Consider the following 20348-nt stretch of genomic DNA (forward strand, 5'->3'; position numbering starts at 1 on the left):
AAAAGCCGGCCCGCGCGCCGGCTTTTTTTCTTTGCGCCTTGTTTCTCCTCGCTTTACCCGCCGCCATTTACGTGTAGTCTTGCGGGCTGCACGCTTGTCTCCCACGCTGTTTCGTCCGAGGACCTCTTGACCCCGCCGCCCGTCCATCACAACGCCCCCCCCGGATTGCGCGCCTGGCTCGACAGCGTGGATGCCGAGCGCGAGCCGTCGGTGCGCGATGTGACCATCGACGGGGTGCGCTGCATCATCAAGCGCCGGCGTCCGAGCCTGGCCAGTGGTGTGAGCTATGTGTTGCGCTATGCGCGCGCACTGTTTCTTGGACTGGGGTGCAAGCTGTTCCTGGGCGAATTCCCGCGGCCCGGCATCCTGCTGCGCAACGGCCTGGAACACGAGGCCCGGCGCCTGAAGCAGTTGCTGCAGGCCGGCTGTCGCGTGCCCGAGGTCTGGTGGCAGGAAGAGGGGCTTCTGGTGCTGGAGTTCGTTGGCGAAGACCTGGCCGACCTGATCCGCAATGAAGACACTACCTCGCGCCTGTGGCTGACGCGCGCCGCCGCGACCGACCTGGCTGCCTTCCACGCCCGCGGGCTGTGGCATGGCGGCGCGCAGATTCGCAACATCACCCTGCAGGACGGCGAGCTGTGGCGCATCGATTTCGAAGAGAACATCGGTTCCACGCTGTCGCGGCCGCTGGCCCAGGCCTATGATCTGTTCCAGATGCTGGCCTCGCTGGTGTCGTTGCGTAAATTGCCCGACGACGTGGGCCGGGCGCTGGGTAAACTGGCGCTGGATGTCTATTTCGAATGCAATCCCGACCCCGAGGTCAAGGCCCGCCTGCGCCGCCTGACCCGGGTGCTTTCCTTCATCGCCACGCCGCTGCGGCCCCTGCTGGGCCGCCTGCCGTCGCGCGATGTGCAGGGTTTCTTCCGCGTCGCGGATATCCTGCAGCCGTTATTATTGAAGCCATGAACACACCTGCCGATTCCCAGCTCGAATACCTGCGCGTTCCTCCCCATTCCATTGAGGCGGAGCAGTCGGTGCTGGGCGGCCTGCTGCTGGACAACGCAGCCTGGGACCGCATCGCCGACGTGCTGGTCGAGGAAGACTTCTACCGCCACGACCACCGGCTCATCTGGCACCACATCGCCCGGCTGATCGGGCTGGCGCGGCCGGCCGACGTCATCACCGTGCACGAATCGCTGGTCAGCGCCGGCAAGGCCGAAGACGCTGGCGGCCTGGCGTATCTGAACGCGCTGGCGCACAACACGCCGTCCGCCGCGAACATCCGCCGCTATGGCGAGATCGTGCGCGAGCGCGCCATGCTGCGCAAGCTGGTGTCGATCGCCGACGAGATTTCCTCGGCCGCCATGAACCCGCAGGGCAAGGAAGCGCGCCAACTGCTGGACGAGGCCGAGTCCAAGGTGTTCCAGATCGCCCAGGAAGGCGCGCGCGGCGCCGCCGGCTTCCAGGAAATCCAGCCGCTGCTGACGCAGGTGGTGGAACGCATCGACGAGCTCTACCACCGCGAAAGCACTTCCGATGTGACCGGCGTGCCCACCGGCTTCACCGATCTCGACAAGATGACCTCGGGCATGCAGGGCGGCGACCTGATCATCGTGGCCGGCCGCCCGTCCATGGGCAAGACCTCGTTCTCGATGAACATTGGCGAACACGTCGCCATCGAAGAGGGCCTGCCGGTGGCGGTGTTCTCGATGGAAATGGGCGCGGTGCAGCTGGCCATGCGTATGCTGGGTTCGGTCGGCCTGCTCGACCAGCACCGCATGCGGACCGGCAAGCTGATCGCCGAAGACTGGCCGCGCGTGACCCACGCGGTGCAACTGATGCAGGACGCGCAGGTCTACATCGATGAATCGCCCGCGCTCAGCCCGATGGAAGTGCGCGCCCGCGCCCGGCGCCTTGCGCGCCAGTGCGGCCAGCTCGGCCTGATCATCATCGACTACCTGCAACTGATGTCCGGCAACGGTTCGGGCGAGAACCGCGCCACCGAAGTGTCGGAAATCAGCCGTTCGCTCAAGGGCCTGGCCAAGGAGCTGAACTGTCCGCTGATCGCGCTGTCGCAGCTGAACCGCAGCCTGGAGCAGCGTCCCAACAAGCGTCCCGTGATGAGCGACCTGCGCGAGTCGGGCGCCATCGAACAGGATGCCGACGTGATCCTGTTCATCTACCGCGACGAGGTCTACAACCCGGATTCGCCGGACAAGGGCACCGCCGAGATCATCATCGGCAAGCAGCGTAACGGCCCCATCGGCACGGTGCGCCTGACCTTCCAGGGTTCGAGCACGCGCTTCCTGAACTTCTCCGGCGCGCAGCCGCGCGACATGTATTGAGCGTGCGCAACCGCCTGGCCAGAAAAAAAGCCGCGCCCTCGGGCGCGGCTTTTTCATGCTGGCGTGGCGGAATCATTCTTCCGTTTCGGGCCGCTTGCCGTAGCGCGCGGCCAGCACGCCGCAGACCATCAGCTGGATCTGGTGGAACAGCATCAGCGGCAGCACGATGGCGCCCACCGCGTGGCCCGCGAACAGCACCTGGGCCATCGGAATGCCGCTGGCCAGGCTCTTCTTGGAGCCGCAGAACAGCAGCGTGATGCGGTCGGGCAGGTTGAAGCCGAACATCCTGCCGGCCAGCGCCGACAGGCCCAGCGCCAGCGCCAGGATTACGGCGCAGCACGCCACCAGGCCCAGCAGCGCCGGGATCGGCGTGGAGCGCCACAGGCCTTCGTTGATGGCTTCCGAAAACGCGGTGTAGACCACCAGCAGGATCGAACCCTGGTCGACGAATTTCAGCATCGCCTTGCGCTTGTGCACCCAGGCGCCGATCCAGCGGCGCGCGAACTGACCCAGCACGAACGGCAACAGCAACTGCAGCATGATCTTGCCGACCGCGTCGAACGAAATCGGCGCGCTGCCGGCGTTGGCGACGACCGTGCCAACCAGCAGCGGCGTCAGGAAAATGCCCAGCAGGCTCGAGGCCGAGGCGCTGCAGACCGCCGCCGGCACGTTGCCGCGCGCCATCGAGGTGAAGGCGATGGCCGACTGCACCGTGGCCGGCAGGCAGCACAGGAACAGGATGCCGAGGTAGAGCTCGGGCGTGACCAGCGGTTCCAGCACCGGCTTGAGCGCCAGGCCCAGCAGCGGGAACATCAGGAAGGTGGCCGAGAAGATCGTGAGGTGCAGCTTCCAGTGCGTCAGGCCGGCGATGATGGCTTCGCGCGACAGGCGGGCGCCGTGCAGGAAGAACAGCAGGCCGACCGCGATGTTGGTGATCCAGCCGAACACCACCACGCCCTGGCCATGGGCGGGCACGATGCTGGCGATGATGACGGTGCAGATCAGGTAGAGGGTGAAGCGATCGGGCAGGAGACGGACAAGACGTGACATGGAGGGGGTAGGGGCAATGACGGAAAGCGGCGGCGCGCCAGGGCGCCGGAATCGGGGCGTATTGTAGACCTCGGGCGCGTGCCGCCCTATGGCGGGCCGGGCGGGTGTCCGCCTGCCGGCCCCGCCGTGGGCGGTCAGGGCGTCATGGCCAGGGCCAGGTCGAAGGCGGCGATCAGCGAGGCCGGGTCGGCCACGCCCTTGCCGGCGATGTCGAACGCGGTGCCGTGGTCGACGCTGGTGCGCACGAACGGCAGGCCGACGGTGACGTTGACGCCGTGGTCCACGCCCAGGTATTTCACCGGGATCAGGCCCTGGTCGTGGTATTGGGCCACCACGATGTCGAACTCGCCGCGGCGGGCCCGCATGAAGACTGTGTCGCCGGGCCACGGACCGCTGGCGTCGATGCCCTGGTCGCGTGCCTGACGGATGGCCGGCTCGATGATGTCGATGTCCTCGCGGCCGAACTTGCCGCCTTCGCCGGCGTGCGGGTTCAGGCCGGCCACCGCGACGCGCGGCCGGGCGATCCCCATCTGGCGGCAGGCGCGGTCGGCCAGGCGCATGGCGGTCAGTTCGGCCTCCGGCGTGATGCGCGCCATGACGTCGGCCAGGGCGACGTGGATGGTCACCAGCAGCACGCGCAGTTCGTCGTTGGCGAGCATCATGGCGAAGTCGTCGGTGCCCGAGCGTTCCGCCAGGATCTCGGTGTGGCCGGGGTAGTCGATGCCGGCCTCGTGCATCGACTGCTTGTTCAGCGGCGCCGTGACGATGGCGCGGATGCGGCCGGCCTGGGCGTCGTCGATGGCGGCGCAGACGTAGTCGTAGGCGGCGCGTCCGGCGGCCGCGCTGACCTTGCCGTGGGGCAGGTCGGGCGGCAGGGCGGGACCACAGGCCACCACCTCGATACGGCCGGCATCGCCGCTGGCCTGGCCGACGTTGGTGATCTCGCGGATCTCCAGGCGCGCGCCCAGCGCGGCCGCGGCGCGCCGCAACGCGCCCGCATCGCCATACACCACGCAAGGGGCATTCAGGCCCTGGGCGCAGGCCTTGACGACGAGTTCGGGGCCAATGCCGGCGGCATCCCCCATGGTGATGCCCACGGGCGCAGGGGTGTTCACGATAGGTTCCCGGTTTACTGCCTGGTGTTCTTCGGCGGTTCGATCTCGCCGCACTCGAACGTGACGGTGGCGCGCTTGGAGCCCAGGCCCGTGGCATGGTTGGAGGTGACCGTGGGCTTTTGCAGCTTGCGGCCGATCGACTGGCAGTACTGATCGGCGCGCTGCAGTGCCTGGTTCTTGATTTCGACCCAGGTCAGCAGCTGCGTGCCCGAGCTGTACGTGACGCTGTAGGAATTCTTGCCGGTAGGCGTCACTTCGCTCATGCTGGAGCAGGCGGCCAGGATGGCGAGCAAGGCGGAGGCGAGGGCAAGGCGAGCGAGCATGGTGGATCCGTAGAAGGCGACAAATCACATTACAACATTATGCCGCCCGCATCGGGCGCGCGTCACGGCATCGGGAGGGCGGCCGGGCCGAGGGCGGCGGCAGGGTCAGGGCGCGCCGACGGCGCTGCGGCGGTCGACCTTGCGGCTGAGCACGATGGAGGTCTGCGTCTGCTTGACGCCATCGATCAGGCCGATGCGGTCGAGCAATGCGTCCAGCTGCTCATGGGTTTCGCAGCGCAGGAAGATCAGGTAGTCATAGGGGCCGCTGACCGACGAGACCTCTTCGACTTCGGGCATCTTTTCCAATTCGCGGATCACCGCCGCCGGCGTCTTCGGCAGCACGCTGATGAAGCAATAGGCGCGCACCGCGGCCTCTTCCAGCAGGCGTCCCAGGCGCACGCCGTAGCCGGCCACGATGCTTTCGCGTTCCAGCCGGGCGATGCGCGCCACCACGGTGGTGCGCGCCAGCCCGAGCTTGCGGGCCAGAATGGCGGCGGGTTCGCGGGCGTTGGCCTGCAGCAGGCTGAGCAGTTGCCGGTCAATGGCGTCTAGGCGTTCGTTCATGCGCCCGACCATACAGGGGCGACGCGGCGCGCGTCAATCGGCGCGTCAACCGTCGGATTCGGGCGGCAGGCCGCCGCGATAGACGCGGCCATCGAAGGCGAAGCGGGTGATGGTTTTCGACGCCGCGTCGAAGACCCGGTCGCGGCGCGCGGCGTCTTCCGGGCGTGGCGGCGCCAACGTGAAGCGGCACAGGTCGGCGCCGCTGTCGTAGCGCGCCGTGCGCACCAGGTCGCTGGCGCCGGATTCATGCACGTGGTGGGCGAACTCGCGCAGTTGCTCCATTTCGTGGAACGCGCCGCGGTCGCTGACCAGCAGCATGCCGAATTTGGTTTCCTGCTCCGGCGCCGGGATCGGGGAGGGCGCCGGGGCGGCGGCGTCGGGCGCGCCATAGTCGAAGCGCGCGCCGGCCTCGCGCATGGCCGCCAGCACGCCCTGCCAGGCCGGTTCGTCCAGGGTCAGGCGGGCCGCCATGGCCAAGAGGCGCGGGCGTCCGAGCGCGCGGGGTTCCGGGCCGCCAATGTAGCTGGACCAGGACACCGCCTCGTCCAGCCCGGCCAGTTCGGCCATCTGCGCATCGCTGTAGCCCAGCCGCTCCTGCAGGCGCCGCAGCGAGGCCGCGTCGGGAGGCACATAATTGTCGATCGTCTTCATGGGCGCGCTCCGGTTGCGCCACGCGCCGTCGGCGCGCCGCGCTACGCTTCATGCTAGCGCGCGCGCCTGGTCTTGCCCAGCGGCCCGTCGTGCCCGTGCTAGGATTTGCGCCGACTTTATCGCCAGGAGGCATACCCATGGACACCCAGGAACAAATCGCCGTCATCGTGCACACCATCTCGCACCAGGGCGGCCGTATCGACGCGCTCAATTCGGCGCTGCTGACGATGCTGCATCTGGCCAAGGCCTCGCCGGGCCTGCGCGAAGCCATCGAGGCGCAGCTGGAACAGAACTACTCCAGCCTGCTCGCCCGTTCCGAGAACCCGCAATACGTGGCGGGCTTCGAAAGCGTGCGCGACCAGATCGTGGCGGCACTGAAATAGGCGCGGGTGACGCCCGGAGTTACCCACAACTTCTGTGGACAAGCCTTGGGATAGCGCGGGCATAGAAAGCCTTTTTCCTTTATTTACAATGGCTTGCAAAGCGCGCTCAAAGGCAGCCCCAAAACCGCGCCTGGCCGCCCCCGCGACGGGAAGCGGCAGAGGTCACGCAAGCCGGGTAATATGCCGCCCCATGCGGAATCAGTATCCATTGGAAAACCGGAACCGTGGCCTGGTGGCCCGCGTTTCGGAAGCGGCAAAGCTGGCGGCCTTCGACCCCGGCAAACTTTCTCCCGAGGCGCGCCAGAGCTGGGAACGCCTGGGCCATGGCTTCAAGGCCTGGCACGACTTCGACCAGCGCCACCCCGTCCTGCGGCGGCTGGCCCTGCTGCCCTTCATCGGCCGGCTGTATCGCGCGGCCCGCCGCCGCCACGTGCTGCGGGCCAGCGGCAAGCTGGTGTTCTGACGCAAGTCGTCGCGTCAGCGACGCCGCCGCGCATACAGCCAATAGGCCAGCCAGACCGCCAGGCCGATCGCCATGGCCACCGCCAGCTTCGTTTCCACGCCGTGAAGGCGGCCGAGCAGGGACTCGATGGTCTGTCCGAACAGATAGCCCACCAGGCTGAAACACACCGCCCAGATGGCCGCGGCGATGGCGTTGAGCGCCAGGAAGCGCATGGGCGAAACCTGCGATACGCCCAGCGCCACCGGCCCCACCGTGCGCAGGCCATACAGGAAGCGTAGCGCCAGGATGAATCCGTGCGGATAGCGGTCGATCGCCGCCAATGCCTTGCCGAACGCCGGCTGGGCGCGGATCCGCTGGACGTAGCGGTGTTCGCGGTAGCGCCGGCCCAGGTAGAACAGGCCCTGGTCGGCGATGAACGAACCGGCGAACGCGCACAGCATTACATAAGGCAGATGCAGCAGGCGTTGGTGCGACAGGAATCCCGCCAGCACCACCACGCTTTCGCCTTCGAGCAGCGTGCCGCCCAGCACGGCCCACAGGCCGTAGTCGACGATGAACTGGTGCAGCTGCGGGTTCATGGCTGGCGCTCGGCAACGATGCGCGCCAGCGTGGCCAGCGCCCGCGCGATCTCTGGTGTGTGGCGCTGGCCGCAACTGATGCGCAGGAAATGGTTGTAGCGCGTGCTGTTCGAGAACATGGCGCCGGGCGCCACGCGGATGCCCTGCCGCAGCGCGGCCTCGAATACCTCCAGCCCGGAACGGCCATCCGGCATCTCCACCCACAGCAGCATGCCGCCCGTGGGCATGCTCAGGCGCGTGCCGCGCGGGAAATGCGCGGCGATGACTTCGGCGGTCTGGTCGCGCTGCATTTTCAGTTGTCGGCGCAGCCGTGTCAGGTGCCGGTCGTACGCGCGCGAACCGAGGTATTCGGCCACCGCCATTTGCGCCAGCGGTTCGTTGGGCCGGCTCTGCGCGAACTTCAGCATGGCGATGCGCGCTTTCCAGCGCCCGCCCAGCAACCAGCCCAGCCGCATGCCCGGCGCGAGCGTCTTGTGCAGCGACGAACAATAGATGACATTGCCAGTCGGATCCCAGGACTTGGCTGCCGCCAGCGGCGTGTCGTCATCGTTCAGGGCGCCGTAGGTGTCGTCTTCGATCAGGGGCACCTGCTGGCGCTCGCACAGGGCCACCAGGCGGGCCTTTTCGGCGTCGGGCATGACACAGCCCAGCGGATTCTGGAAGTTGGGCACCACCACCACCGCGCGGATGTTGCCGTGGGTCTGGAAGGCCAGGTCCAGTGCCTCGATGGACAGGCCGTGTTGCGGACTGGTGGGGATTTCCAGCGCGCGCATGCCCAGGCTTTCCAGGATCTGCAGCAGGCCGAAGTAGGTGGGGGATTCGACCGCGATGGTGTCGCCCGGACGCGCCACCGCGCGCAGCGCCAGGTTGAGGGCCTCGATGCAGCCGTGCGTGACGATGACGTCGTCGGGCGTGGCATTGATGCCGTTGGCCAGGGCGCGCCGCGCCAGCACCGTGCGCAACAGCGGATGGCCTTGCGGCGGCACCGGGCTGACCAGCACTTGCGGCGACTGCCGCAGGGTGCGGATCATGGCCTGCTTGAGTTCCTCCATCGGATACGCTTGCGGCACCGCGGCGGCCAGCGCGAAGTTGGCGCTGACGGGGTGGGCTTCGCACTTCGCCACGAAGTCCGACACGCGGTCATGGATGCCGACATACTGGGCGGTGCCCAGCGCCTGGCGGATGTCCGGCTCGTTGACCGGCGGGATACTGTTGCGGCGCGGCTTGAGGACGAAATAGCCGGAGCGGGGGCGGGCCTCGATCAGGCCATCGTCTTCGAGCAGCCGGCAGGCCTGCAGCGCGGTCGAAAGGCTGACATGGTGGGTGCGTACCAGGGTGCGCACCGACGGCATGCGCTGCGCCGGGGCCAGGACCCCGGTCTGGATGGCGCGCCGGTAGTGGTTCGCCAGGCGTAGATATAGCGGTTGCGGGTCCATGCGCCGATCATGCTCCCCGAGGGTAGGTTGAGGTAGGCACAGATTTCCGCAAAGTACACCATAACAGTGCCAAAACTGATAGCCTGCATCGGTACAGAAAGGCAAATTGTGTGGCTGTTGCGCAAAGCAGGGCGGGCGCAGACTGTGGGCATCAGATTGGAGATGACCATGGCCCTTTTTTCCGCACCCGACCCGCATTCGCAACGTTTCGATCTCCCGTCCGGCGCCAGCCGCCAGCTGCGCCTGCGGGGCGGCGCAACGGTCATCTGCGTCAGCGGCCGCGTGCTGGTGGCCGAGCCCGCCTACCGCTCGGAACTGCCGCCAGGCACGTATTTGCCGCCGCCCACGCGCCTGCATGCGGGCGAGAGCTTCTTCCTTCCGGAGCGGGGGACGCTGACCGTGACGGCGCTCGGGAAGGCGCAACTGATCTGCCTGCAAGCCCCCGGCGCAAAGGCGTGGATCTTGGCCTTCGCCCGCTGCCTGCGGCGCCTTGTGGGCAAAAATAATCCGCCGAATCGCCTCGGTGCGCTGCACAACATTTCAAAATGATGTATGATTCACACATCAGACGCGGGGTGGAGCAGTCTGGCAGCTCGTCGGGCTCATAACCCGAAGGTCGTAGGTTCAAATCCTGCCCCCGCAACCAGATTCAAGCAGCATCGGCGCCCGGCGCGGTCCGCAATCCAGGCCCGCCGCCCGCCCAGCAGAAAAAACCGCGACGCTCGTCGCGGTTTTTTTTCGTCCCGCGCTTGCCTTGCATCAAGCCATCGTTCCAGTCCGGAGTTTCCCGGGGGGCGCCGGCCGCACAGGGGCCGGGCGCTGCGCTACCATGGCTCAAGCGCGCGCGTCCGCCGCGCACACGAGGAGGGTCCATGGGCACGGCAAAATACGATCATCCCGGCTACGTCGCCGATACCGGCACCGAAGGCAAGTATCACGTGGGCATCTGGTGCCCGCACGGCTATCCCGCCCACATCCATATCGGCCGGCCTGCCGAGCAGGGCGATCCCCGGGCGTTGTTGCGGCTGCGCATTCCAGATGGGGTGTTCCAGTCCCTGCCGGATGATCCCGAGACCCTGTGCCGCCGCGCCTTGGGGCAGGCCCTGGGCGCGGGGCTGCTGCGCTCGGTGGCGGTAGATGGCGAATACCAGGAATTGCGCTTTCAGCTCGATGCCGAGCCCTGGCCGGGTCCCATGCAGGCCGCGGGCAACGCCTAGGCCCCGCGGGTCAGGAGGCCGGTTACCCACAGCGACTGTGGACAAGCCTTGGGATAGGCGTTGCGCATGTCGCGATATCGCAGCAATATCAAAGGCTTGGCCGCAGCGATAAAAAAATGCCCCGCGCGGGGCATTTTTTTATCCGACGCCGGCCGTGGCAGGAGGCGTGGCCGTCCCATGCGACAATCGCAGCCCCGGCGGTTCGTCCCGCCCTGGTCATCCTGAATCCCGTTTCCATGCCTTCCGATCCGCATTCCTCCCATCGCGCCCAGAATCCGTGCGGCAGGCGCGTGGCCGTGATCGGCGGCGGACCGGCGGGGCTGATGGCGGCCGAGAAGCTGGCCGCGCGCGGCGCGCAGGTCGATGTGTACGACGCGATGCCGTCGGTGGGGCGCAAGTTCCTGATGGCGGGCCGTGGTGGCTTGAACCTGACGCATAGCGAAGCCGCGGCGCCGTTCCTGGCGCGCTATGGCGAGCGGGCCGCGCTGATCGAGCCTTGGCTGCGCGAACTCGATGCGACCGGCTTGCGCGACTGGGCGCGGCAACTCGGCATCGAGACCTTCGTGGGCTCGTCGGGCCGTGTTTTTCCCGCGGAGATGAAGGCGGCGCCGCTGCTGCGGGCATGGCTGGCCCGGCTGCGCGCCAGCGGCGTGCGCTTTCACATGCGCCATCGCTGGCTGGGCTGGCCGCCGGCCATTGCGCCTGGGGCGGCCGAACTGCATTTCGATACCCCCGAGGGCGCACTGGCGCTGGCGGCGGATGCCGTGGTGCTGGCCCTGGGCGGGGGCAGTTGGGCCAAGCTGGGGTCGGACGGCGCCTGGTTGCCGGGGCTGGCCGCGCACGGCATCGCCACGGCGCCATTGCGCGCCGCCAACTGCGGCTTCGAGGTGGCCTGGTCCCAGCACTTCCGCCAACGCCATGCCGGGCAGCCGGTCAAATCCGTGACCTTGCGTTGCGTGGGGGAGGCTGGCCCCGGGCCGGCGCGCCAGGGCGAATTCGTGGTCACGGAAAACGGCATCGAGGGCAGCCTGGTTTATGCCTTGTCGGCGTCCTTGCGCGACCGGATCGAGTCCGCCGGCCACGCCCTCGCGCTGTTGGACCTCGCGCCCGGCTGGACGCAGGAAAAGGTACTGGCGGCGGTGACCCACCCACGCGGCGCGCGCTCGATGTCGAGCCATCTGCAGAGCCGGCTGGGGCTGACGGGTGTCAAGGCGGGCCTGTTGCGCGAGTGTGCCGGGGCGGAGGACTTCCGCGATCCCGAACGCCTGGGCCGGCTGGTCAAGGCGCTGCCATTGCGGTTGGAACGCCCGCGGCCGATGGACGAGGCCATCAGCACGGCGGGCGGCGTCAGCTTCGAGGCGCTGACGCCCGGCCTGATGCTGCGGGCCGCGCCGGGCGTGTTCTGCGCGGGGGAAATGCTGGATTGGGAGGCGCCGACGGGCGGCTACCTGTTGACCGCCTGCATGGCCAGCGGCGTGGTCGCCGCGGCGGGTGTGGCGGATTTCCTGGCGGGACGCTGAGCCGCGTCAGGAGCCGCGCGGATAGGACGACGCGCCCTGCGGCGGGCGTGGCGCGAGATCGTTGACCACATGGCCGACGACCGCCGGGCCATCGGGCTGCGTGATGATGCCGATGACGCGGGTGACGGCGCTGGCCGGCACGCTGGTGCCCTGGCCGGGATCCTGCACCAATTGCCAGATCCTGGCGTCGCCCGGAAGGTCGCTGGCGGGCGCCTCGTCCGAGGCGTCCAGGCAATCGCGGGCGAATATCGACCAGTCCGAGGCGCTGCAAGGCAAGCCGTGCGCGGTGGCCAGCCGGGCCAACGCCAGAGGCGCATCCGCCTGGCTCGCGGCGTGCTGGGCGGCGGCGCCCAGCGAGACATCCAGCGACAGCAGGCGGAGAAACTCTACGACATTGTCTGTATTCATACTGCGGTCTCCCTCTCTTGTTTGCGCTGTTCTGGGTGGCGGCCAGGGGGCGTTGTGTCAGCCGGGGCCTTGTCCAAGCATCGCGACCAGCGACTGCTTCAGGCGTGCGGAAAAAATAGGTACTGTATGCGAGACGCCGCTGCGGTCGACACCTTCCTTGAGTTGCACCGACTGGCCGAGGAAGATCTCGGGCGCGCCGGCTATCTCGTTGTATCGGGCCAGCAGGTCGTCGACCTGCTCCTGGGCGTCGGCCAGGGTGCTGCTGGCCGCGAGCTGGCCGGCGGCGTGCGCCTGGAGGATGCGATGCAGATCGTCGATGAAGAGGGCCAATGCCGCCTGTCCGCGGCACTGTGGCTGCTCCCAGCCCCAGGCGACAGGCGAGCCGCCGCTGTTTTCCGATACGTGTTTCTTGGTCATTAGCGCATCCTAATCCATTGCCGCCAAATACGCGACAGCTGCGCGAAAGCCGCGCGCGGCGCGGTCATGTGACCGCCTGGTCGGCGGCGGGGTTGGTCACCGGCATCTGCGCAAATGGCGGCCTTTGCGGTATGCTGGCGTCGGTTTCCACGCCTCGATAGGAGATGCTCCATGAAGAACAAAGTGATTCTCGTCATGCTGCTTTCGATTGCCGCCATGTCGGCGGGCTGCAATACCGTCGCGGGGGCTGGCAAGGACATCCAGCGCGGTGGTGAAAAGATCGAGGGCGCCGCGACCAAATAAGGGTGCCGGGCGTTCCACGCGCCCGGGCGCGTTCAGGGCCACGCGGAAATGTTGCGGCATTTCGGGCGTGGCCTTTTTGCGGCCGCTGGCATAATCGCGGGAATCCGAATCCGATGGCAGGAAGAATCATGCGCAAGTCTGTGTGGGTGGGCGTCACGTTGATGGCTTTGCTGGGCGGGTGCGCCAGCACCGGCGTGTACGAGTCCGAGACCGTGCTGAAAGAGACGTTCAGCGTGGACACCAACTACCAGGCGGCGTTCCGCCGGGCCGGCGAATACGTGCGCACGTGCCACGTCAATGTTCAGCACCCCTACAACGTCGCCTACGCCTGGAAACACGTCCTGGGCGAGAAGGGCGCGCCCGACGAGGTGCAGGTCTACAAAGTGGGCGAAACCGCCAAGATCCTCGAATTGATCGCGGCCGAGTCCGACGGTCCGGCCAAGGCCAAGGTCACCATCACGGTCCTTGGCCAGGGTCGCTGGGACGCGGCCGAGATCGCCGCCGCGCGCGCCTCGATTCAGAGCGCCACGCCGGTCTGCCGCAAGGGCGACTAGGGCCATGGACCCGCGCGCCCAGCAGCTCCGCGCCGCCGGCTCGCCGTTCGCGCTTCTGGCCGGCGCATTCCGCCTGCTGGGCTGGCTCAACGGGGGCGCGGCGCTGGGCCTGACGGCATTCGCGCTGGGCATGGTGGGCGGCGATATCGCCGCCCCCGATCTGCAATTGCCGCTGTTGTCGTTGCTGGCCGGTCTGTTGCTGGCTTGCCTGGGGGCGGTGTTCGCCTACCTGGCGCAGGTCAGCCTGTTGCGCCAGGGCTACAACGGCCGCCTGACCCGCGCGCACCTGCCGGCGCAGGCGCTGGCGCTGCTTTGTTACCTGGCCAGCGCGCTGGCTTTCTGCGTCGGTTGCTGGCTGGCCGCCGGGCAGGCCACGACGGACGCGGCGCCACACATGACGACTTACGCTCGGCGCTGAATTTCGAGGGTAAACCCGTGTGCGCAAAAGTGTTGGACATGCACTGGCGCAGGGAATAATATGCGCAGTGCGTATATAAACCCCTCTCTCCGGGACCTGTCATGACCATTTCCCAGCAAGCCTTCCTGCGCGACGCCATGCGACGCCTGAACCTCACGCGCGACGTGTTCGCGACCCGGATCGGCGTCAAGCGCCGCGCACTGGATACCTGGCTGCTGCCGGAGGGATCGCAGGAGTTCCGCGCGATGCCGGAAGTGGTGCAGCGTTTCGTCAGCGAAATCGTTCAGAACGGCGTACTGCTCGAAAAATATACGCAAAGCGTACAAGACGGGCCGCTGCGCGAGCGGATCGCGGTAGAGGGCAAGCACCAACTGCTGTCGGTGGACCAGTTCACCCGGGAATCGGTCGAGGACCTGTTCCGCGTGGCCGACATGATGCAGCCCATCGCCCGCCGGCAGAAAGTCTCGCGCGTCCTGGAAGGCGCGGTGCTCGGCAACCTGTTCTTCGAGGCCAGCACCCGTACCCGGGTCAGTTTCGGCTCGGCCTTCTGCCGCCTGGGCGGCTCGGTCTGCGACACCACCGGCTTCACCTTCTCGTCGATGGCCAAGGGCGAATCGATCTACGACACCAGCCGCGTCATGAGCGGCTATGTCGACGCGATGGTGATCCGCCATCCCGACCAGGGTTCGGTGGCCGAATTCGCGCGCGCCACCAACATCCCGGTGGTCAACGGCGGCGACGGCCCCGGCGAGCACCCGAGCCAGGCGCTGCTGGACCTGTACACGATCCTCACCGAGTTCTCGCGCCTGGGCAAGCTGCTCGACGGCGCGCACATCGCCATGGTCGGCGACCTGAAGTACGGCCGCACGGTGCATTCGCTGATCAAGCTGATGGCGCTGTACAAGAACGTCAAGTTCTCGCTGGTGTCGCCCAAGGGCCTGGAGATGCCGTCCTACATCATCGAGCAGGCCAGCCGCAACGGCAACATCATCGAACAGAAGACTTCGCTGGCCGAGGGCCTGGCGGGCGCCGACGTGATCTACGCCACGCGCGTGCAGAAAGAGCGCTTCGCCAACGAAGAGAACGAGGGCTACACGCCGGACTTCCAGATCAACCGCGCCATCATCGACGCCTATTGCGGCCCGGATACCATCGTCATGCACCCGCTGCCGCGCGACAGCCGGCCGGGCGCCAACGACCTGAGCGTGGACCTGAATCATGATCCGCGCTTGGCGATCTTCCGCCAGACCGACAATGGCATTCCCATCCGCATGGCCATCTTCGCCGTGCTGCTGGGCGTGGAAGGGCTGGTGCAGCATTCGCTGCGCGATGTGACCTGGCAGCATCCCTCGCACATCGGTCCGGACGACTCGGTGTTCCACGGCCTGGAATAGGGCGCCGCGCGAGGCGGCGCGGCACGGCCGTCATGACGGCCGCCGCCGGCGATTTCAAGCATAATCCGCGCTGGTTTTTCCCGCCGCGTGTCGTTCCGAGACACGCGGGGGAATCTTCGGTCGGAAGGTCCTATGTCTTCGAGCAGTCGCGCAGTCCCGTCTTCTCCTGATCCCGCCGGGCAGGCGTGCTATCTGAGCGCCTCCAACGCCCAGGCCTGGCAAGCCGTCTATTCCTCGGTCGATGCCTACACCCGCGGCCAGGTCGCGGCGGTGGTGTCGGACAGCGCCAACGAACTGGTCGACGCCTTCTATTCCACCCTGCTGGCCGATGCCGAGGCCGGTCCGCGCCTGTCGCACGAGATCGTCGCCACCCGCCTGCACCAGGGCATGAAGGGTTGGCTCAGGGGCCTGCTGTGCGTGCGCGAACAAGGCGATATCGCGGCGTTGATGGCGATCCAGAAAAAGGTCGGCGAAGTGCATGCGCGCGTGCATATTCCGATCCATCTGGTGATGGCCGGCGCCCGCATCCTGAAGAACGAGATCGCGCAACGCCTGCGCGCCAGCGACCTGGATGGCGTGGCGGCTTCGATCGCGACCCAGTACGTCTGCAACCTGTTCGACCTGGCCATCGAGCAGATGAGCCGCGCCTTCATGCGCGACATCAACCGCGGCGCGCGCAATGACGAGGCCTACCGCCTGTTCGCGCTGGGCCAGAACATTTCGACCGAACGCGAGCGCCAGCGCGCCGCGCTGCTCGAATGGAGCCAGGCGGTGCTGATCGGGCTGCACTATCGCGCGCCCGAGCAGGTGCTGCCGCGGCTGGCGGCCTCCGAGTTCGGTCTGTGGTTGCAGCACAAGGGCGGCGTACTGTTCGAGAGCGCGCCGGCCCTGCGGCAGATTACCGAGGCGGTGGCGCGGCTGGATGACGTGGTGCTGCCGAGCCTGTTGCTGGTCGGGCCGGAATCCCTGCCCGACCAGGTGCGCGAACTGCAGGAACTGGTGGCGCGCATCAAACACCTGCTCAATGGGCTGTTCGACATGGTGGCCGAGATCGAAAGCGGCAGCGATCCGCTGACCAATGTGCTCAACCGCCGCTTCCTGCCGTCGGTGATCGGCCGCGAAATCCTGATTGCCACGCGCGAGCGGTCGACGTTTTCGGTGCTGCTGCTGGACATCGACCATTTCAAGGCGATCAATGACCAGCACGGCCATGCGGGCGGCGACCAGGTGCTGCGCCAGTTCGCAGAAGTGGTGCACCAGTCCTGTCGTTCGAGCGATTTCGTGTTCCGCTACGGCGGCGAGGAGTTCCTGGTGGTGCTGGTGGATACGGGGCGCGAGGCCGCGCTGGCCGTGGCCGAGAAGCTGGGCGCCGAAATCCGCCGCCATGTCTTCTCCATTCCGGAGGCGGGCGGCCTGCGCATCACCACCAGCATCGGCGTGGCGACCTTCGACGGGCATCCCGACTACGCCTATCTGATCGACCGCGCCGACAAGGCCTTGTACCAGGCCAAGCAGTCGGGCCGCGATCGCAGCGTCGCCGCCTGACGCGCACACGGCTGTCCTGCCCGTGGCCGCGCGCCGCCGCGCCGATTCAAGCGGCATGCAAGGCGCCATGCGAATGGCAGCGCCATGAAAAAGGCCGCTCCCTCACAGGAGCGGCCCTTGCCGCGGACCAAGGCGCAAGGCTCAGATCTTCTTTTCGCCGCCCAGTGCTTCCACCAGCTCGGCCAGCATCTTGGCCAGCTCGCCGGTCATGAGCATCATGTCGGAGTCGAACTTCTCGTCGTCATTGGCGGCGACGGTGTCGTTGCCTTCCTTGAGCACGTCCAGCGGCGCGACGCGCTTGACGTCCAGGCCTTCGGTCAGCACGAACGAGATGCGGTCGGCCCAGGTCATGGCCAGGCGGGTGCACTGCTTGCCCGACTGGATGTGGCGGCGCACGTCGTCGGCGTCGATCGAGTGCTTGACGTAGCGGATGGCCGCGCCGCTTTCACCGGAGGAGCGCAATTCGGTGTCCTGGTCGATGCTGAAATTGGACGGCGCTTCATCCTCGGCCAGCCAGCCCGTCATGGCGGAGGCGGGCGATTGGGCCACGTACAGGTTCTCGAGCGGGAACGGATCCACGCATTTTGCCAAGAGGCCGATGACTTCATCGGCCTTGGCCGAGGCGGCGGCGTCGATCACCAACCAGTGGTTCTGCGGGTCGATCCACACGCGGGTGTCGCGGTACACGCTGAAGGCGCGCGGCAGGAGTTCGTCGGTGACGCGCTCCTTGATTTCCTTCATCTGCTTGCGGCCCGGCTTGTAGCCTTGCTGCTCTTCGATTTCCTGGGCGCGCGCCTTGGCGACCTGGTTGACCACGGTGCTGGGCAGCAGCTTTTTCTCGGCGCGCAGATTCAGCAGGATCTGTCCGCCCACGACGTGCGCCAGCCCGCCATTTTCGCGCGGCGGGACCCAGCCCAGGCTTTGCATTTCGAGGTTGTTGCCGGCCTGATAGGCATGCCGCGCAAGCGTTTCTTCAAGCTGCTCGCCGGTCAGCGTCCACGGCGAGGAGAGACGGTAAATCTTGAGATTCTTGAACCACATGAGCGTCGGCCAAAAGGGTTGATTCTATACGACGCCGGCTGCTTTGCCGTAGCGTCGCAATAGGATGGGGCCAGGCGACACGTTCTGTCACTGACAGGGGGACGGCCTTGCGGTAATGTCCGCGTCACCCCTGTGCAATAGGAGAAGAAGCATGAAGATTGTCGGTGCCATCCTGATCGTGCTGGGCATTGCCGCCCTGGCCTACAAGGGCTTTAGCTACAAGTCCGAGGAAACCGTGCTGCAGGTTGGCTCGGTCAAGGCCACGGCCGAAACCGAGAAGTCCGTGCCGATTCCGATGTGGGCCGGTATTGCCGCGATCGTGGCCGGCGTGCTGGTCATCGGGGTCGGCATGCGCCGTTGAGGCGCATCCCCCGGGAAACCGGAGGCGGCCGCTTGCGGCCGCCTTTTTTTGCGCCGGCGGTACCCCGCCAAAAAAAGCGGCCCGGCTCAATAGAGGCCGGGCCGGTACGGGAGCACACAATACCGCGTCATAAAAGGCTCGCGGGGAACGCGGTATCGGTGTCAGAACACTAGCCCTGCAATCGCCTGGCAGGGGGATCAATCGCCGGGCGAAGAGGCGCAAGGCCGTAATCTGAGGCGCCAGTCTAACGGCGGGGGTCTGACAGCGTCCTGAATCGGAAGCCCTTTGTGTCCGCCATTTTTCGCGCGCAAAAAAAAAGCTCCCAGGGGAGCTTTTGAAAGGCCGGGCAGGCGCAGCAGTCCCGCCCGGCGGGGGATGGTCGGTCAGGCGTTGATGTCGTTGTCCTTGGATTCGCGCACGAACAGCGTGCCGATGACCAGGGTCATCACCGCAATGATGATCGGGTACCACAGGCCGTCGTAGATGTTGCCGGTGGCGGCCACCACGGCGAAGGCGACCGGGGGCAGGAAGCCGCCGAACCAGCCGTTGCCGATGTGGTACGGCAGGCTCATCGAGGTGTAGCGGATGCGGGTCGGGAACATTTCCACCAGCATCGCCGCGATCGGGCCGTAGACCATGGTCACGTAGATCACCAGGATGGTCAGCAGCACGACGACCATGACGTTGTTGCTCTGCGCCGGGTCCGCCTTGGCGGGGTAGCCGTGGCTGCGGATGGCGGCGGTCAGGGCCTTGTCCAGTTCGGCGGCCTTGGCCTTGAAGTCGGCCGGGGCCATGCCCTTGCCGTCGAACGAGGCGAACTCGTCGGTGCCGATCTTGACCTTGGCCACCGAGCCGGCCGGGGCGGCTTCGTTCTTGTAGTTCACCGAGTTGCGGGCCATGAACGACTTGACCACATCGCACGAGCTGGTGAACGAGGCGGTGCCCACCGGGTTGAACTGGAACGAGCAGGTGGTCGGGTCGGCAATGACCGTCACCGGCGCGGTTGCCTGCGCCTTTTCCAGCGCGGGGTTGGCAAAGTGCGTCAGGCCCTGGAAGATCGGAAAGTAGGTCGCCGCGGCGATCAGGCAGCCCGCCATGATGATGGGCTTGCGGCCGATCTTGTCCGACAGCGCGCCGAAGATCACGAAGAACGGCGTGCCGATCAGCAGCGCGATCGCGATCATGATGTTGGCGGTGTTGGCGTCCACCTTGAGCGTCTGCGTCAGGAAGAACAGCGCATAGAACTGACCCGTGTACCAGACCACGGCCTGGCCGGCGGTCAGGCCCAGCAGGGCGAGCAGCACGACCTTCAGGTTCTTCCACTGGCCGAACGATTCGGCGATCGGCGCCTTCGAACCCTTGCCTTCGGCCTTCATCCGCTGGAAGGTCGGCGATTCATTGAGCTGCAGGCGGATCCACACCGAGATGCCCAGCAGCACGACCGAGATCAGGAACGGAATGCGCCAGCCCCAGGCCTTGAAGTCGTCTTCGCCCATGAACGAGCGGATGCCCAGGATCACCAGCAGCGACAGGAACAGGCCCAGCGTCGCGGTGGTCTGGATCCAGGAGGTGTAGAAGCCGCGGCGGCCATGCGGCGCGTGTTCGGCGACGTAGGTCGCGGCGCCGCCGTATTCGCCGCCCAGCGCCAGGCCTTGCAGCAGGCGCAGGACGATCAGGATGGCGGGCGCGGCGATGCCGATGCTGGCATAGCTGGGCAGCACGCCCACCAGGAAGGTGGACAGGCCCATCAGCACGATGGTGACCAGGAAGGTGTATTTACGTCCGACCAGGTCGCCCAGGCGGCCGAACACCAGCGCGCCGAACGGACGCACGGCGAAGCCGGCGGCGAAGGCCAGCAGCGCGAAGATGAAGCCCGCGGTCGGGTTCACGCCGGAGAAGAAGTGCTGGGCGATGATCGCGGCCAGCGAACCGTAAAGATAAAAGTCGTACCACTCGAACACCGTGCCCAGCGACGAGGCAAAGATGACACGGCGTTCATCCTTGGTCATCGGGCGCGGATCCGCGGATGGACCGCGACCTGCCATGGTAGTTGTGCTCATGATGTCTCCTCGATTTTTCTGGCCGGCGGTTTTCCGCCGTGCTTGACCCTCCGCCGGCGAGCCGACATCGAGCTATGGCAAGGTTGGAGCGCGAGGCTGACGAGGTTCTGACGCGACCCTTACCTGAATCTTAAAATTGAAACAAAAAGTAATTTCTCCCTGGGAGGCTAGGGATAATCCTAGGGACGGAACGAGGAACTCC

24 protein-coding genes and 1 tRNA gene are annotated in these 20348 nt (G+C 66.8%); 14 read left to right on the top strand and 11 right to left on the bottom strand.

Features of this window, described 5'->3' with window-relative positions; all coding sequences use genetic code 11:
* Positions 1-126: 126 nt before the first annotated feature.
* Complete coding sequence (locus ABFG95_RS22700; RefSeq protein WP_049072444.1) at positions 127-966, top strand: RIO1 family regulatory kinase/ATPase; 840 nt, start codon at positions 127-129, stop codon at positions 964-966.
* Complete coding sequence (locus ABFG95_RS22705; RefSeq protein WP_006388372.1) at positions 963-2345, top strand: replicative DNA helicase; 1383 nt, start codon at positions 963-965, stop codon at positions 2343-2345. Before ABFG95_RS22700 ends, ABFG95_RS22705 begins: the two co-directional genes overlap by 4 nt.
* Before the next feature lie 72 nt (positions 2346-2417).
* On the opposite strand, the gene ABFG95_RS22710 is transcribed toward ABFG95_RS22705, so the two are convergent.
* From ABFG95_RS22710 to ABFG95_RS22730, 5 genes are all read right to left on the bottom strand, one after another.
* The gene (locus ABFG95_RS22710; protein WP_049072445.1) at positions 2418-3395 is read right to left on the bottom strand and encodes a bile acid:sodium symporter family protein; all 978 of its coding nucleotides are present in this window, start codon (positions 3393-3395) and stop codon (positions 2418-2420) included.
* Positions 3396-3529: 134 nt separating this feature from the next.
* Positions 3530-4510, bottom strand: coding sequence for a 4-hydroxythreonine-4-phosphate dehydrogenase PdxA (pdxA, locus tag ABFG95_RS22715; RefSeq protein ID WP_278992912.1), 981 nt, complete (start codon positions 4508-4510; stop codon positions 3530-3532).
* Between the two features lie 14 nt (positions 4511-4524).
* Complete coding sequence (locus ABFG95_RS22720) at positions 4525-4833, bottom strand: hypothetical protein (protein ID WP_068980150.1); 309 nt, start codon at positions 4831-4833, stop codon at positions 4525-4527.
* 105 nt (positions 4834-4938) lie between these two features.
* A complete protein-coding gene (locus ABFG95_RS22725; protein ID WP_025140268.1) occupies positions 4939-5397 on the bottom strand; it encodes an Lrp/AsnC family transcriptional regulator in 459 nt (152 codons plus the stop codon).
* Positions 5398-5442: 45 nt separating this feature from the next.
* Positions 5443-6048, bottom strand: coding sequence for a hypothetical protein (locus ABFG95_RS22730; protein WP_278992911.1), 606 nt, complete (start codon positions 6046-6048; stop codon positions 5443-5445).
* Between the two features lie 137 nt (positions 6049-6185).
* Between ABFG95_RS22730 and ABFG95_RS22735 the strand changes: the two genes are divergently transcribed.
* Both ABFG95_RS22735 and ABFG95_RS22740 read left to right on the top strand, forming a co-directional pair.
* A complete protein-coding gene (locus tag ABFG95_RS22735; protein ID WP_006388378.1) occupies positions 6186-6431 on the top strand; it encodes a hypothetical protein in 246 nt (81 codons plus the stop codon).
* A gap of 232 nt (positions 6432-6663) precedes the next feature.
* Positions 6664-6894 (top strand): hypothetical protein, encoded by a 231-nt coding sequence (locus tag ABFG95_RS22740; protein ID WP_231891642.1) that lies wholly within the window; start codon positions 6664-6666, stop codon positions 6892-6894.
* Positions 6895-6908: 14 nt separating this feature from the next.
* Here the strand turns inward: ABFG95_RS22740 and ABFG95_RS22745 are convergent, their stop codons facing one another.
* Both ABFG95_RS22745 and ABFG95_RS22750 read right to left on the bottom strand, forming a co-directional pair.
* A complete protein-coding gene (locus tag ABFG95_RS22745; RefSeq protein WP_278992910.1) occupies positions 6909-7472 on the bottom strand; it encodes a DedA family protein in 564 nt (187 codons plus the stop codon).
* On the bottom strand, positions 7469-8908 hold the full coding sequence (locus ABFG95_RS22750; protein WP_049072449.1) for a PLP-dependent aminotransferase family protein: 1440 nt from the start codon (positions 8906-8908) through the stop codon (positions 7469-7471). Before ABFG95_RS22750 ends, ABFG95_RS22745 begins: the two co-directional genes overlap by 4 nt.
* A gap of 168 nt (positions 8909-9076) precedes the next feature.
* Between ABFG95_RS22750 and ABFG95_RS22755 the strand changes: the two genes are divergently transcribed.
* The 4 genes from ABFG95_RS22755 to ABFG95_RS22770 all read left to right on the top strand — a co-directional run bounded on the left by ABFG95_RS22755 (position 9077) and on the right by ABFG95_RS22770 (position 11645).
* Positions 9077-9457: a hypothetical protein gene (locus ABFG95_RS22755; RefSeq protein ID WP_175203617.1), complete on the top strand. Its 381-nt coding sequence runs from the start codon at positions 9077-9079 to the stop codon at positions 9455-9457.
* 20 nt (positions 9458-9477) lie between these two features.
* A tRNA-Met gene (locus ABFG95_RS22760) sits at positions 9478-9554 on the top strand.
* Between the two features lie 226 nt (positions 9555-9780).
* The gene (locus tag ABFG95_RS22765; RefSeq protein ID WP_049072452.1) at positions 9781-10125 is read left to right on the top strand and encodes a hypothetical protein; all 345 of its coding nucleotides are present in this window, start codon (positions 9781-9783) and stop codon (positions 10123-10125) included.
* Positions 10126-10361: 236 nt separating this feature from the next.
* The gene (locus ABFG95_RS22770; protein WP_175145921.1) at positions 10362-11645 is read left to right on the top strand and encodes a TIGR03862 family flavoprotein; all 1284 of its coding nucleotides are present in this window, start codon (positions 10362-10364) and stop codon (positions 11643-11645) included.
* A gap of 6 nt (positions 11646-11651) precedes the next feature.
* Here ABFG95_RS22770 and ABFG95_RS22775 read toward each other — a convergent pair whose 3' ends face one another.
* Together ABFG95_RS22775 and ABFG95_RS22780 are read right to left on the bottom strand one after the other, a co-directional pair.
* Complete coding sequence (locus ABFG95_RS22775; RefSeq protein ID WP_054417610.1) at positions 11652-12053, bottom strand: hypothetical protein; 402 nt, start codon at positions 12051-12053, stop codon at positions 11652-11654.
* Positions 12054-12110: 57 nt separating this feature from the next.
* Positions 12111-12470: a hypothetical protein gene (locus ABFG95_RS22780; protein ID WP_054417611.1), complete on the bottom strand. Its 360-nt coding sequence runs from the start codon at positions 12468-12470 to the stop codon at positions 12111-12113.
* A gap of 171 nt (positions 12471-12641) precedes the next feature.
* On the opposite strand from ABFG95_RS22780, the gene ABFG95_RS22785 reads away from it, so the two are divergent.
* The 5 genes from ABFG95_RS22785 to ABFG95_RS22805 all read left to right on the top strand — a co-directional run bounded on the left by ABFG95_RS22785 (position 12642) and on the right by ABFG95_RS22805 (position 16684).
* Positions 12642-12773: an entericidin A/B family lipoprotein gene (locus tag ABFG95_RS22785; protein ID WP_006388387.1), complete on the top strand. Its 132-nt coding sequence runs from the start codon at positions 12642-12644 to the stop codon at positions 12771-12773.
* Positions 12774-12901: 128 nt separating this feature from the next.
* A complete protein-coding gene (locus ABFG95_RS22790) occupies positions 12902-13327 on the top strand; it encodes a hypothetical protein (RefSeq protein WP_049072458.1) in 426 nt (141 codons plus the stop codon).
* A 4-nt stretch (positions 13328-13331) separates the two neighbouring features.
* On the top strand, positions 13332-13745 hold the full coding sequence (locus ABFG95_RS22795) for a hypothetical protein (protein ID WP_059269640.1): 414 nt from the start codon (positions 13332-13334) through the stop codon (positions 13743-13745).
* A 101-nt stretch (positions 13746-13846) separates the two neighbouring features.
* Entirely contained in the window at positions 13847-15139 is a 1293-nt protein-coding gene (locus ABFG95_RS22800; protein ID WP_049072460.1) for an aspartate carbamoyltransferase, read from the top strand.
* Between the two features lie 132 nt (positions 15140-15271).
* On the top strand, positions 15272-16684 hold the full coding sequence (locus ABFG95_RS22805; RefSeq protein WP_278992909.1) for a diguanylate cyclase: 1413 nt from the start codon (positions 15272-15274) through the stop codon (positions 16682-16684).
* Positions 16685-16825: 141 nt separating this feature from the next.
* On the opposite strand, the gene ABFG95_RS22810 is transcribed toward ABFG95_RS22805, so the two are convergent.
* Positions 16826-17725: a recombination-associated protein RdgC gene (locus ABFG95_RS22810; protein ID WP_020924508.1), complete on the bottom strand. Its 900-nt coding sequence runs from the start codon at positions 17723-17725 to the stop codon at positions 16826-16828.
* Positions 17726-17876: 151 nt separating this feature from the next.
* On the opposite strand from ABFG95_RS22810, the gene ABFG95_RS22815 reads away from it, so the two are divergent.
* Positions 17877-18086: a hypothetical protein gene (locus ABFG95_RS22815; RefSeq protein ID WP_006388393.1), complete on the top strand. Its 210-nt coding sequence runs from the start codon at positions 17877-17879 to the stop codon at positions 18084-18086.
* 383 nt (positions 18087-18469) lie between these two features.
* Here ABFG95_RS22815 and ABFG95_RS22820 read toward each other — a convergent pair whose 3' ends face one another.
* Entirely contained in the window at positions 18470-20146 is a 1677-nt protein-coding gene (locus tag ABFG95_RS22820) for an MFS transporter (protein WP_100504276.1), read from the bottom strand.
* Between the last annotated feature and the right edge of the window lie 202 nt (positions 20147-20348).

It is taken from the genome of Achromobacter sp. HNDS-1, from assembly GCF_040084795.1.
GTDB lineage: Bacteria > Pseudomonadota > Gammaproteobacteria > Burkholderiales > Burkholderiaceae_B > Achromobacter > Achromobacter ruhlandii.